The organism is Phaeodactylibacter luteus, assembly GCF_007993045.1.
Lineage (GTDB): Bacteria > Bacteroidota > Bacteroidia > Chitinophagales > Saprospiraceae > Phaeodactylibacter > Phaeodactylibacter luteus.
Genome location: NZ_VOOR01000029.1, coordinates 62,883 through 77,454, shown reverse-complemented (window position 1 = coordinate 77,454; position 14,572 = coordinate 62,883). Strand labels below are relative to the sequence as shown.

At 55.1% G+C, this 14,572-nt stretch carries 5 protein-coding genes; all 5 read right to left on the bottom strand.

Features of this window, described 5'->3' with window-relative positions; genetic code table 11:
- Window positions 1-3,801, bottom strand: a 3,801-nt coding sequence (locus tag FRY97_RS14005; RefSeq protein ID WP_147168175.1) for a S8 family serine peptidase, incomplete at its 3' end; no start/stop codon positions are given.
- A 482-nt stretch (window positions 3,802-4,283) separates the two neighbouring features.
- Entirely contained in the window at window positions 4,284-9,089 is a 4,806-nt protein-coding gene (locus FRY97_RS14000) for a GEVED domain-containing protein (RefSeq protein ID WP_147168174.1), read from the bottom strand.
- Between the two features lie 1,192 nt (window positions 9,090-10,281).
- Window positions 10,282-12,258, bottom strand: coding sequence for a DNA topoisomerase (ATP-hydrolyzing) subunit B (gene gyrB, locus FRY97_RS13995; protein WP_147168173.1), 1,977 nt, complete (start codon window positions 12,256-12,258; stop codon window positions 10,282-10,284).
- A gap of 440 nt (window positions 12,259-12,698) precedes the next feature.
- Window positions 12,699-13,892 carry a hypothetical protein gene (locus FRY97_RS13990; protein WP_147168172.1) on the bottom strand — a complete coding sequence of 398 codons (1,194 nt, stop codon included), beginning with the start codon at window positions 13,890-13,892 and terminating at the stop codon, window positions 12,699-12,701.
- Window positions 13,876-14,562, bottom strand: coding sequence for an ABC transporter ATP-binding protein (locus FRY97_RS13985; protein ID WP_147168171.1), 687 nt, complete (start codon window positions 14,560-14,562; stop codon window positions 13,876-13,878). The genes FRY97_RS13990 and FRY97_RS13985 overlap by 17 nt, the downstream gene beginning before the upstream one ends.
- Between the last annotated feature and the right edge of the window lie 10 nt (window positions 14,563-14,572).

The window sequence follows — 14,572 nt, the reverse complement described above, 5'->3', positions numbered from 1 at the left end:
ACCGGCCGCCAGACCGGTAAGCGAAGGGCCCGTAGCCCCATTGCTCCACGCGTAGCTGAATGGTGGCTGGCCACCATTGGCCACCGCAGTGGCACTGCCGCCAGCCCCACCGCAAGCACCATTTTCAACAGCTACGTCAACTGTAAGCCCAGCGCTCTGTTGTACTATGGCTTGCTGAATGGCCGTACAGCCGCGATTGTCCATTACCGTAAGGCTATACACCCCTGCATTAAGCCCGGATATCGCACTAGCAGTAGCACCATTGCTCCATTGATAGCTGTAAGGCGGCTGCCCGCCCGATACTTGCGCCATAGCTGAACCCGTAGCACTGCCCACACAGGCAGCGGCTTGCGTGCTTACGCTAATGTTTATGGGGATAGCCCCCCCTACGGTAACGGAGCCGGATGCACTACAGCCCTTGGTATCCGAAACCGTAACGGAATAGTTGCCAGGGCCCAAGTTGGAGATGGCAAGGCCAGCCTGCCCCGTACTCCATACACCTGTGTAGCCCGGGGAGCCTCCATTTACTGATTGAATGAAAGCAGCACCGTCCGAACTGCCAGGGCAAGAGACCGGATTGGCGCCCAAAGAAAGGCTGATAGCCCCCGGGCTTGTAAGCGCCGTTGCACCCTGACCCGTACAGCCGTCAGCGTTCGTCACCGTCACACTATAAAATCCTGGAGGCAGCCCGGTGAGCAGCTCACTTGTAGCCCCATTGTTCCATTGGTAAGTATAGTCGGCTTCCAACCCTTCGCTGACACTGGCCTGAATGATGCCATCATTAGTGTTGCTACAGCTCGGCTGCACGGTGATCAGATCAACCAAAATAGGGTTGGGCTCGCTGATGATTGCCGTACGGGTTACCTGCTGAGCGCCATCTGATACGGTTATGGAATAAGTGCCAGCAGACAAGTTATTCAAGCTCGGAACGCTAGCCCCATTGCTCCAGTTGTAGGTATAAATACCTGTGCCCCCCGTAGCTACTGCCGTGACACTGCCATCCGAGGCCCCACTGCATGAAGCCCCCTGCAAGCCGGTAAGCTGTACATTTAAAGGGTTGTTGGAACCCGACTCCAAACAAAAGGGGGTGGTTGAGGTACTGCCAAAAGTGCCCCCACTTACCAGAACCTGTCCAGAAGCATCTGCCAACTGAAACGAGCCGTTGCCATTGGCACAGCACATGCCATCTCCGTAGCTATCAAAGACCAGCAGTTCGAAACAGCCGTACGGCAAGCACTCGGTAATGTTCAGCGTTGTGAGCGGGGTCTGCCCCATGTAAGGGCCGCCTGAGGCGACTACGTTTCCAGAAGCGTCCTGAATCCGCCAGGTCGTCTCCTGAGGCCTAAAGTCAAAATTAAAAGTAAGGGTAACTTCTGTCTCGCAGGCGAAAAAAGTATGGGGCTGGGCTGTTGAACGGCGGCCATAGCCACTGCCAGCCATACCAGCAGCGACAGCGTACCAGCCCTCCTCCCCTGAAGCAGCCGGCACTTCAAAGGAAGTATTGGGCGTTGTCGCCACCAGCTCCATAAACTGTTCCCCAAGGCGGTAAACTTTATAGGAGTCAGCACCAGCAACGGCATTCCAAGAGACTTTTACTTTATTGCCAGGCACGGTACTGAGGCTCACAGCAGGCTGCCTGATGATGGTCAGGTTTTCTGGAGAGGTGCTGCTTTGACTGCCACGGCGCACCCGCAGGCGGACCTGCCCGCTCACGATATTGGGCACCGTCCAGTTGAAATAGCGGCGGCTGCCAAGGATGCTACTGGAAATGGTGTTCCAGCTGCTACCGCCGTTGGCAGAATATTCCAAAGTAAACGATCCGGAATTGCTCAAGGCATCCCAACGGATTACTTCTACCTCACCGGGGGTAAACCCTTCGCCACCGACGGGATAAGTGAGCTCCAGCTCATCTTTCAGAAAAGTATAGACGACTACATAATCCTGAGCAAGCTGAGGGATGAGATACCCCTCTACCTTCACCGTGTAAGTGCCCGGCTGAGGGTTGCTGATGCTAACCTGCTCCACGTTATTGATGTGGTCTTCCCCACGGTAAGCAGGTTTGGTCAGGCTATCCGGGTGTGGCACAGTACTGAGCTTCCAAGGCCGGCGCAGGCTACCGCCCGGCGTGCTCACCGTGAGGTCAAGGTCATTGACCAACGCCTTGGCTGCAACTGGAGTGCCCTCTACATCGGTCCAATAAACCATTACCCTGACCTCATCTGTACCCGGCGGCACGTTAATGCTGTACTGTGCATTGCCTCCGTTAGCGACCGCTCCTGTGAAGTACTGATTGTTTTGGATGACCTCCAATGCCCTTGCAGCATGTACGCGCCCCCAGCCGAAGTCGTAGTCCGGCCCAGGGTTGCCAAGGTCATCTGCGGTATTTAGCAGGATGCCTTTCATGAGAGCAGCTGAAGGGGCCTGCCCATTATTGGAAGCCCGGAAAGCCTGCACTAGGGCAGCTGCCGTGCCTGCCAAACTGGGGGCAGCAGCCGAGGTCCCACCGCCTGGGCCATATTCATTGCCCGGGCGGGTAGAAAGATTGCCCTGCCCGTGAGCCCCCAAATCGGGCTTAATCCGCCCATCTTCTGTTGGCCCGCGGCTGCTTGATGCCACCCGGTTGTCGTCATAGAACAGGTTAGCTACTGCAAATACATTCTTCCCAGCTTTACGCCCTCCTGTAATGTTCCCATAACGGAAATTATTGACCACGACACTCCCATAGACGTTGCTGCAGGCAGAGGAGGCACTATTGCCAGCCGAAAAGAAATGCAGGATATTAGGGTTCAGCTTCACCTGCCGGTCAATATCCCTTGAAGTGGAAGAATAGACCCCGCCGCAACCTTCACCAAAAGAGGTAGAAGTAATGGCAAAGCCCTGGCTATTAGCCAGCTGTACGGCATTGCTGATTTGTGGATAGCCCGCTATATCATATAGGTATAAGGAAGCCCCCGGGGCCGCCCCCATGCCCAATGGGTCGATATTGCCGGCACCTCCTGCCAGCCCCAGTGTCATATCTCCATGTGTGCCAAAATTAGTGGCCGTGTTGTTGATCAGCCGCCCTTTAAAGTCCTGATGGTCTACAGAGCCATCGTCCCCAATCAGGATGGGCTCACCGGCACCGTCGAAGCCCAGCCCTGGCCCCTGGCTCATCAGGTTGAGGCGGTGGCTGCTGCGCCCTACCCAACCTTCATGCACCGGCTCAGGTTCTGGCAGTTGTACATACTGAACCGCCGGATGCTCCGCTACACTGAGCAGGCTGTCCTCTGGTATGGTAATAGCTAAAGCGCCCTGCCCGTTAGCAACCGGCTCGTAGCCCATAGCTTGTAGTTCTGCAGCCAGGCTATTGAGGGGGATGCCCTGCCATGCCGATACGAGAACATCTAGGAGCCCATTATCGTAGGCATAGTCTGGATAATTGCCAGCTGCCAGGGCTTGATTGAGCTTGAACGCGCCTAAGTATGGAGCCAGCGCGCGCACGCCCAAATTCTCGAAGTTGGTCCCATGCGGTATTTTGGCCAGATATGCATAATTCGGGATATAGGCGAATAGCTCGATCTGCTGTTGCTGCAAAGCTAAGAAGACGGATAAGTCCGGTAGCTCCTCAAATTGCATGATCAGGTAATAATTCCCCTCAAAAAGATAAGCTGCAAAGAGGGAATCGCTTTCTGCAGAGGGGAGAGAAAAGGCATTGCCCGGCACCTCGCCAGCGTGAAAGCCAACACTATAATCTTGCGCACGCAAGGGGGAGGCCACCCAAAGAAGCCCAATAGTAATGAGCCCCAGAAACTTGATTTTCATGCTATTATGTGTGTTTTGTTCGGGTGTAGCCCTTCGGGAGGCTACAGAATAACGGCTTTAATTAAGACACAGCCCAAGAGCAACACAGCAGAACTGTGGCACCCTTGAAAAAAAGCAAGCAGCTGCAATAGCATAGCTAACCGCTCTTCTCCTTCGGGGGAGGAGCTGCAAAACAAGTGACAAATTTGGTAGTTAGCTTGTGTGAAGTCCGTGCCTGCCAGTAAAGAAAAAGCTGGAATATCAGCGCTCGGGCTGAAGTTTCCTACTTAGTGCTGTTGTGTTTTAAGACTTACCCTATTGCCGGGCATCCAACAGTGGCATTTAGGCGGATGTGTGAGTTGTAAGCCGTGCTGTTACAAAAGACCTGCACCGCTTACATTTTCAAATGTAGCCAAAAATGCTAAATATACCAGCTCAGGGCAAGCTTTTATTATAAAAAAAACCATATATGCCAACAAAAGCCACTCGGGGCTACCGTTGGGTCAGTACTCCGCAAACGGCTTCCTGATAAAGGGCACTACCTCTGTTTGCCCTTTAGTATCCTTCAATTGTACCTGATACGCGCCTGCCGGAAAACCGCCTACAGAAAGGTCAACCCCTCCCTGCCCAGGAGCTGCTTCCCCCTGCCCGACCGCCTGCCCAAGTGCATTGCGGACAATCCACTGCAATTTTTCCTCAGCGGCCCCGAGCATCCCCCCTTCCAAATGCAGTACATCTACTGCAGGCACCGGCCAGCACCTTAGAGGGGAGGCAGCTGCCAAGGGCGGGGCACTTCCGTTCATGGGCTGCAGCAGCCCGGCCTCAGGCGGCAGAATACTCAGCTCATAGTCTTCCGTTTCCCCCCAACTGTAACTACCGCAGGGGTTAAGTATGGTGTTCCAGCGCATTTGGACCCTAACCCTCAATGGGCCAGGCTGCAGATTGGCAGGTATAGGGATGAGGCCCTGCACCGGGAAAGGGGTTGGGGAAGAAAAAAATACCAATTCATTGAGGTAATTAAATATCCCGTCCCGGTTGAAATCTACCCATACGCTCCAGGTCTCGGGGATAGGGCTTAAACTGAAGCCAGGCTTAAACAAAAAGGATACGCTATCGCCAGCGATGGCTAGCATCTCACGGCTGGTAAAGTCTGCGTACCCGCCGTTATTACCGCTGACCTCTTCATAAGGGCCTACCCGGACCGACTCTACCCATTCCTGCAAGGTGCTGACCCCACCGGCCTCGCAATACACAGCCGGATCCCCAACGGAGAATATATAGTCTTCCACTTCCCCGTAAAGGATGGTGCCACAAGCTTCGGGAAGGTAGCTGAACGCTTGGGCGATGCGCATACGCCTAGGGCCTGAAGAAATGCCCTGCGGCCATTCTAGCTGAAACGAATGCCCTGGGGCAACACTCCCTACTTCTTCAAAAACCAGCTCACCATCCTCCTCAAAGCTCCCGTTTCCGTTAAAATCTACCCAAACGCGCCAGTGCACGGGCAAAGCATCAGAAAGCCTTCCCGATTCTACGCTCACATTTACCACCTGCCCAGGCCACACCTCAACGGAAGGGCTGTTGTCCGGTGAGTAGCCCGGTTCATCCGGGCCAGAGGACCATGTCAGGGTATCTATACGGACCGATTGGATCCAATTGTAAGCATTGTTGTTGACCTGTGGCGTGCAGGGGCCTTCTGGGTCCAGGTTGACTTGCTGTGCCAGCACTAAAGTACAGCCCGCCTCATCAGTAACCGTAAGACTGTACTCCCCTTCCTCTTCCACATGCAAGGTTGGAGCAACAGACTGATCGGACCAAAGGAATTGATAAGGGGGATTGCCGCCGCCCACAACAGGTGTCAGCACCTGCTCTTCAGAAAGGTTGAGGGTGCCCTGCAAGAGCGGAGGAGAAACCACCTGTGCGCTGCTCACGGCACTACAGCCCAGGCTATCGGTTACGGTAACGCTATACCAGCCTGCCTCCAGGCCGTGCAAGGAGGCCGCTGTGCTGCCGTTGCTCCAATTGAAAGCATAGGGCAGCGCTCCACCCTCTACCTCAGCAAAGATGCTTCCATCGCCCCCACCTGCACAGGAAGTGGGGTCTGCCAATAAAGTAATTTCAGCGGGGCTGCTAGTCAGGATTTGTGCCATTTGTTGGATGGAGCACCCAAGCGCATCCGTCACCGTCAAAGTGTAGCTGCCAGCACCGAGGCCAGTCAGCTCCGGGCCCGAACCATACCCTCCCCAATTGTAGGCGTATGGGGAAGTGCCGCCGCTTGCCATGGCAGAGAGCGCCCCTTGCCCTTCCTGCCCACAGTTATTGTGCGCTGCGCTGATCGCCGCTGCAAGAGGTGCTGGAGCCACAAGCTCCGCAGAAACGGCGATGTCTGCCATACCATCGCTCACGGTAAGCGTGTACAGCCCGGCAGACAGGCTATCGCGGTTGGGCTCCTGCCAACCGTCTTCCCAGTGAAAAGTATACTCGCCTGTACCGCCACTTACTTGTACCTGAACAGCGCCGTCGGCAGCTTCATGGCAGGAAGGGGGCATCAGCACATGTGCAAAAGCCTGTAGGGGCGGCTGATTGGACTCCATGCACCAGAAAGCGGCAGCCTGTGCGCCAAAAGAGCTGCCTTCTGCAAGCAGGAAGCCTTGCCCATTATAAATTTCGAAGCCGCCATTGCCTGCACCGCAGCAAATGCCATTTTCTCCTTTATCGAAAATGTTGAACGTGAAGCACCCGTTAGGCAGGCAGATGGGGATATCAAGTGTACGTCCTGCTGCATAGCTGGCATAGGGCCCGCCGGTCAGCAGTACGGCTCCAGCCTCATCTTTTATGGCCCAGGCCGTTTCTTCAGGGTTGTCATCCAGTTTAATGCGCAACTCTATTTCATTTTGGCACCAACCGGGCCGGTACAACTGGGCTACCGCCCTTGGCCCTGCACCCCCATGGCTATCAATATGGGCACGGACACTGTACCAAGCTTCACTGCCCAACGTATTGGGCAGCTGGAAAACTGAATCTGCAGATGTGCCTAAAGGCTCCATCTCCATCTCGCCCAGCTTAAAGATCTCGTAGTGGTGGACCCCCTCTATGGGCAGCCACTGCAAAACAGCCTGCCCATTTTCGCCCCGACGAATAAAAAAAGCTGGCTCCGGGGCAATGGTGCACCAGCCCGTAGTATCTGACAAATTGCCCATTGAGGCTCTAAACCGTATGCCCCCCCTCAGCGGGGCGGGCAAGGCCCATAACAGCTGACGGGCGCGAGCGGCCGCTGTATCTGTGATGCTATGCCATGGGCCCCCTTCTTCCAACTGATAGGAAAGTGCCACCGGGGCTTCCCAATCAGGGCAATCCCAGGTAATCAGCATTTCTCCTCCCTCGGAAATAGCAGTGCCCGCTACCGGATACGCTATCCTGAGCTCTTCTTTCTCCAGCTGATATGCCACAAAGAACGGCTGTGCCCCATCCAATACCCATGAGCCTCGCACGGTCACGGTGTACGTCCCGGGCACGGGGGACTCCAAAACAACTTGCTCTACATTATTGAGCCGGTCGACTCCGGCAGCAGCTGGGGCCAGCAGGCTATCGGGGTGGGGGGCAGTCTTGAGCACCAGTGGCAAAAACTGCTCTCCATCTGGCCCGGCCAGCTTCAAGTCCAAATCATTGACCAAGGCTTTTAGCGCAAGCGGCGAGCCCCCTATATCGTGCCAGGCTAACATGACTTTTGCTTTGCTCACGCCCTCTGGGATTTCAAGATCAAAGGAGACGGCCCCTCCCTGAGCTGTTTCCCCGCTCCAGTAGCGCCCTTCCTCAAGGGTACGAACGGCTTTGCCCGCATGCACGAGCCCCCAGCCATATTCATAATCGGGGCCTGGCCGCCCCAGGTCTTGCGCGGTATTCAACAAGGCAGCTTTCAGCAAAGCCGTATGAGGGTCGGCACCATTATTTTGTAAATGGAATGCTTCAGTCATCAAGGCCAGCACCCCTGCGATACCGGGTGCGGCTGCAGAAGTGCCGCTCCCTTCCCGGTAGCCATAATATCGGTCGAGGCTTATGTTCCCCTGCCCGATGCACGTGATATCCGGCTTCACCCTCCCGTCCTCGGTTGGCCCCTGACTGCTTGAAGGCACCAACATCCGGCCGGTATTCGCATTCGCCACTACTATGCCGTTCTTGCTGCTTTTGCGCCCACCGGTCAGGTTGGCGGCAGCCCGGCCGGCACCTAAATCAACTTGCCCATAGACTTGGCTACAAGTGCTAGCCCCCTGGTTCCCAGCTGAAAACACATGAATCAGATAAGGGAAGGCGAATACCTGATCGTCCAATATCTTAGCGCGGGAGGAATAGAAGCCGCCGCAGCCATCACCATAGGAAGTAGAAGTGATGGTGGCGCCATACTGCTGATACAGCTGTAGCGCCAGGTTGTGATGCTTATAATCAAGGATGAAGGAAAGGTGGACTTGTGCACCTGATGCAACCCCCTTCCCCTTGGGGTCGATAGAGCCCGCGCCAGCGGCAATGCCTACCACCATCTCCCCGTGATCTGTGTTAAAATCGTCGCTCAAATCACGGATGATGCGCCCCTTTAGGTCAGGATGGGCAACGTCTCCGTCTTCCCCTACCGCAATCGTAGTGCCCGAGCCGGTCAGCTGCAGCCCCCCTGCTCCCAACATCACCGGCACTCCCATAACGGCATTGGCCAACATGCCTTCGGGGGTAGGGGAAACAGGCGGCGCCTCTAAGTAAGCAAGCCCAGGGTGCTCGCTCAAACTGAGAAGCTGTTGTGGGGTAAGCGAAAGGTAAACACCCCCATCTGCCATGCGGCCGCCCAACCCTGCTGCTGTGCAATATTCAGCCAGCTTCACCGCGCCATAAGCTTTATACGGATAGGCCACGACGGCTATGCGCCCCTCCCCTGAACGGATCAACGGTTGAAGGCCAGGAAGGATTTTATACTCTGGCGCAAGGGCAATTGCCCGGGCCCCGGGCAGTTGCGCAACTGGCAAATGCTCAGGCCAAGAGGCCAGGTATGCGCGTTCTGGCAGATAATCCTCCAATTGTATGCCAAGCCCTTCCAAAACCTCGGTGTCCATTTCTGCCGGGCTTGCCAAGAACTGCACAATCCCATAAGTACGCCCCTCCACAGTTTGGGCCTCCCAAAAAGCAGCATCTTGCGCAGCAGCGGTACGGGCAACCTCTGCAGCAGAGAGCAAGGCGTTTTTTAGCTTTAGCGGGTAGCCAGGCTGAGCATGAAGCCCGCCCCACCCTAAAAAGAGCAGGAAAGTCAGATAGTTTATTCTCCCCATCATGGTGCATATCTGTGTTAGCGGCCGCTCGGGGCTTCTGCCCAAGCAGACAGCAAAGTGGTCAATCAGCCAACAGACAGGCGTCAGAGGGCGTTAGCCAGGACAAAAGGCAAAGCCCAGCCAGCTGCACAGGTGGCTGCTCGGTTTTACTTAAGCCATCGTAGCCTATGGTACTATCGTATTGAAATGATGGTGGTGCCAACAGCTCTTGGATGCCCGGACGGGCAGAAGTAGATTACGTCTCATGATTGTAGTTTTTGTGCACAGCGGTACGCCTGAGGACGGACCGTTTGTCAGGTTTTCTCTTTACCTCCTCGCCATACCTAGCAAGGAGGTGTGCCAAGGCCGTTATCAAACGGGCTAGGCTGTTGTTTCATAGTGTGTAATGAAGTTGGCAAGAAGCCTATGCACTGACCGTTGAGGGCAGGATAGGCAGTGCTCCGTCATTGTTTAGGCTGTTTCCAGAACGGGCGCCACAGCGCTAAATGGGTTTTGGCAAAAGGAGAGAACACAGCGTAAACTTAGGAGCTATTCAGCGTAATTCTGATAGTTTAGCGAAAGCAAATATAAGATAAATAAAAATGCAATTCAATCTGAATGGCACACATTTCACATTTGCACAGCCCACAGGGGCTAAAAAAGCTAGCACGCTTGCAACGTTTTGCACAGTACCCCTTAGCGCTCCTGCCGAGCGCCAACTAGATTGCTCTTTTTGGGGCCTGCCCCTGCCCGATGGCAGGTGCCGCTATGCTCCGGGGCTCGCTCTTCGCTCGGCCCTAACGGGCTAATACCCCTGCGCAGCGCTAGGCCAATGCCGGGCTAAAGCCTATAAAGCACAAACGCCAGCGGCATTTTGGCTTACGCCCTATCCTGTCTGGCAGGCCGTCCAACCGTACAAAAAACGAAGCCCACAATAGCGGGCACGGCCATGGCCTGCCGGCAATGCGCTTTGCTTTAATGCCGTGACGCCTAAGCTAGTGCCTCAAGCCATAAATTAACACTTGAAGACCACTAGAGCGGCAGGGCTTGTACGCTGCCAGCTAGGATAGCAGGCCCTCCACCACTTAAAATTGTTGGAGCATTACAGCGTATCGAGCAAAAAAAAGATTTTTGTTGTGGGCATCAGCGCAGCTGAAGCAAAGAGGGGGGAGCACAAAATATGCTCCCCCCTCTGCCACAACCAGCTTTTGCCCGTTTAAATGTCTACGTTGGCGTATTTCGCGTTGGCCTCGATAAAAGCCCGGCGGGGCGGCACATCATCCCCCATGAGCATGGAGAAAATGCGGTCAGCTTCGCGGGCATCGTCAATAGATACCTGCTGCAAGATACGCGTGTCCGGGTCCATGGTGGTTTCCCAGAGCTGATCGGCGTTCATCTCGCCAAGGCCCTTATAGCGCTGCACCTTGACCGAGCTGTCGTTCTCCCCACCGCCGTAGGCAGCCACAGCCTCTCTGCGCTCGTCTTCTGTCCAGCAATAGCGGAACTGCTTCCCTTTTTTCACCAAGTACAACGGTGGGGCAGCAATGTAAATGTTGCCCTGTTCCACTAACGGGCGCATGTAGCGGAAAAAGAAGGTTAGGATCAGCGTTACGATGTGGCTGCCGTCTACATCGGCATCACACATGATGATGACTTTGTGGTAGCGCAGCTTTTCCATGTTCAGGTTGCGCTCACCGTGATCGCCCTCTTCGATAGAGACACCGAGAGCCGTGAACATATTCTTGATCTCCTCATTCTCGTAGATTTTGTGCTCGAGCGCTTTTTCTACGTTAAGGATTTTGCCCCGCAAAGGCAGGATGGCCTGAAAACGGCGGTCACGGCCCTGCTTAGCAGTACCCCCAGCCGAATCGCCCTCCACCAAGAAGAGCTCAGATTCGTCAGGGTTGCGGGAAGAACAATCTGAGAGCTTACCGGGCAGCCCACTGCCGGTCAGTACGTTTTTGCGCTGCACCATTTCCCTGGCTTTGCGCGCAGCGTGGCGGGCTGTAGCGGCCAGGATAACTTTCTCCACAATTTTGCGCGCCGCCTGCGGGTGCTCCTCAAGGTAATGCCCAAGCACTTCCCCTACACTACGGGAGACGATGCCGGTAACTTCCGAGTTGCCGAGCTCCCCTTTGGTCTGCCCCTTAAACTGCGGCTCCGGCACCTTAACGGATACCACCGCAGTAAGGCCCTCCCGGAAATCCTCACCTGAGATATTGAACTTCAGCTTTTTGAACATCCCATTGTCCTCTCCGTACTGTTTGAACAGCCGGTTGACCGCACGGCGGAAACCATTGACGTGGGTGCCACCTTCCCGGGTATTGATGTTGTTGACGTAGGAGTAGATGGTCTCCGTGAAAGAAGTGTTGTAGTGCAGCGCCACTTCAACTTCCACATTGTCTTCTTTCCCGATTACGTGGATCGGCTCGGCGATCAGCCCCTGCCGGGACTCATCAATGAACATGACAAATTCTTTGAGGCCGCCTTCTGAGTAGAACGTCTCTTTTTTGAAGGAACCGTCGTCTTCCGTCACCCGCTCATCAATCAGGGAGAGGTTGAGCCCACTGTTCAGGAAGGCCAGCTCTCTCATACGGCTGGCCAGGATATCGTACTTATACTCCAGTGTGGTAAAGATTTCAGCATCCGGCTTGAACGTGATGATCGTGCCGGTTTTGTCCGTTGTGCCGATCTCTTTGACTTCCATTTGCGGCTTTCCCTGGGCGTAAGTCTGTTCATAAACCTTGCCATCCCGGTGTATCTCAGCCCTAAGGTGGATAGACAAGGCGTTCACACAACTTACCCCTACCCCGTGCAAGCCGCCAGAGACTTTGTAAGTGTCCTTATCGAACTTGCCCCCTGCGTGCAGCACCGTCATAACGACCTCCAAGGCCGACTTTTTGAGCTTTTGGTGCATGTCGGTAGGAATGCCCCGCCCGTTGTCTTTTACGGTGATGGAGTTGTCTTTGTGGATAATGGTATCGATATGTGTGCAGTGCCCTGCAAGGTGCTCATCTATAGAGTTGTCGACTACCTCCCACACCAGGTGGTGCAAGCCTTTGGTATCGGTACTTCCGATGTACATGCCTGGGCGCTTGCGCACCGCTTCTAACCCCTCGAGTGCCGTAATATTCGAGGCACCGTAGCCATTACTAGCTGGCTTATTCTGATTGTTATCTTGGTTCGTGCTCATCCTGCAAAAATACGGTTTTTTCGGGGTTTATGGAAATGTAATGCCCCGGGTTGAGATGTGGCTTGAACCAAAATATCGCAGGCGCTTATGCCTTTCGGGCATTAGGCTGGCATTGGCCTAGCGCTGCGCAGGGGTGTAAGAGCTAGTTAGGATTTTACACTTCGGGCTGCTCTTGCCGAATTTTGTCCTGCTCTTCGTTGTTCTTCGGTCACGTAGCTAAGGCTATGTTCCCTCAGAACGCCTCGACCAGGGCAAAATTTGGCTGCGTTCGCTCCAAAAGCAAAATCCTAACTAGCTCTAAGCCCGACAGGGCCGAGCGGACAGCGAGCCCCGGAGCATAGCGGCACCTGCCCTTACGGCAGGGGCAGGCCCCATACCGCGAAGCAGATTGGGCAGGGCTAAAAAAGTTTGCGCCCTTGAGGTGAGGCACCAAAAGCAGGTCAGTAGCTCCACTTCAACCTGAGGAAGAGGGCCTGCAAAGGGCCTTGGAATCTCCCTTCTTCCCGATCGAAGGCCAGCTGCCCAACCATATCAAGGTCCCAATTTTGCCCTAAGGAATAGGTAAGGGTCGGATTGATAAAAAGTGCATGGGCGCGCACGGGGCTATAAATCACGGCCAGCCCGGCATTGAACAAGGGGGTCACCGGGTAGCCGCTTTGCCCAAAAAGGGCGTGCCGGTAGGGGTACAGGTTCCTTGCTGAGAGCTCAAAATCAAATAGGCCCGTAATGGTGCCCTCTGTCTGGCCTTCGCTATTGTACAAATACCCGAGGCTGCTATATACCGCGTTGGGGAAAGCATAGTCTACTCCTACCGTGGCAGCTAAGGCTGTACGCCCGCCCCCTGAAGGGACAAAGAGCGTGCCCTCTCCTTTAAGCCCGGCATTGCCCAGGTTGCCGGCCCAGCCGCCGCCTATCACCCAATCGCCCCGGGCGTAGCCTCCCATCAGCTGAAAATCGTATGCCCAGTGATTGAACTTCCACAGCCCTGCTATGACTGCGGAGCTCCAATCGTCAAAAACATTGGCCGCCAGTTCCAAGCTTGAGGCAAAGCCCGTGTAGTACTTCAGCCGGAGGGCGTCGCTGCCGGGCCGCTCCTCGTAGTCGAAGTCTGTAAAAGCAAAAGCATTGAACACATCATTGGGGTTCCAAACGGTACTGATGCCCCAGTTGATCCGCTGCCGGCCTAGCCTGACTTCTAGCGCCCCTTTTCCGTACTCGACATAGGCCCGGTCCAGCATGGTATGCATAGCCCATGCCCCTTGGCTGAACAGCACTGCAGACCAGTCGAAATAGTCGTTGTTGACATCGTCAATAGCTGCTCCATAATCGGGGGTGGCGCGCACCAGGTCGCCATAAAAAATGCGCGTGCGGAGATCGGCCCTCACCCGAAGGTGCTTTGCTGGCTGCCAGCGGAAGTTCAGCCGGTGATGGATGAGGTTGTCCTGTAGGAAAGTGTCCACAAGCTGCCCTTGCTGCAAGCTGGGGTAAGCGTCTTTAAAAAACAGCAGGGCCTGCATCTGCTTCAGGTAGCCATTGACCGACCAAGAGCGGGGTTCCGCTTCCTGAGCGCAAAGGCTCAGTATGCCCAAAGCCAGTAAAAGGGCCGTAGCTCCGATTTTAGCCCCGTACCTCATCACGGTCAATTTTGCCATCTACTAAGGTCACCACCCGCTTGGCACGGTCTATGACCCGTTGATCGTGGGTGGAAAAAACAAAGGTGATGTGCTCTTCCTGATTGAGGCGGTACATGATATCCAAGAGGTTGGCCGTGGAGGCAGAATCCAGATTGGCGGTCGGCTCATCAGCCAGGATGAAGGAAGGCTTGGAGGCCAGGGCGCGGGCTACAGCTACGCGCTGCTGCTGCCCGCCGGAAAGCTCTGCCGGGCGCTTGTCCATTTTATCAGACAGCCCTACTGCGGCCAGCAAACTCTCGGCACGGGCATTGCGCTCTTGGGCAGACCGGTGCTGCAGCAACATCACAAAAGCTACATTTTCACGGGCGGTCAATACCGGGATCAGGTTGTAAGCCTGAAAGACAAAGCCGATATGGTCCTTTCGGAAATCAATCAGTTGATTGTCTGACAAGCCGCTGATGTCCACGCCTCCTACTTCCACATAGCCTGCTGTAGGGCGGTCAAGCCCTCCGATGATATTGAGGAGCGTGGTCTTCCCTGAACCCGAGGGCCCAACTATAGCGGTAAATTCGCCTTCTGCAATTTCAAGGCTGACCCCTTTCAGGGCTTTCACCGGGATTTTCCCGGGGTTGTAAATTTTTTCTACCCCTTGGGTGCTTATGACTGCCATGTTTTCAAAT

Excerpts from the sequence above, each read along its gene's own strand:
- FRY97_RS14000 (WP_147168174.1), bottom strand. The coding sequence starts at position 9,089 with ATGATGGGGAGAATAAACTATCTGACTTTCCTGCTCTTTTTAGGGTGG.
- gyrB (WP_147168173.1), bottom strand. The coding sequence starts at position 12,258 with ATGAGCACGAACCAAGATAACAATCAGAATAAGCCAGCTAGTAATGGC.
- FRY97_RS13990 (WP_147168172.1), bottom strand. The coding sequence starts at position 13,892 with ATGAGGTACGGGGCTAAAATCGGAGCTACGGCCCTTTTACTGGCTTTG.
- FRY97_RS13985 (WP_147168171.1), bottom strand. The coding sequence starts at position 14,562 with ATGGCAGTCATAAGCACCCAAGGGGTAGAAAAAATTTACAACCCCGGG.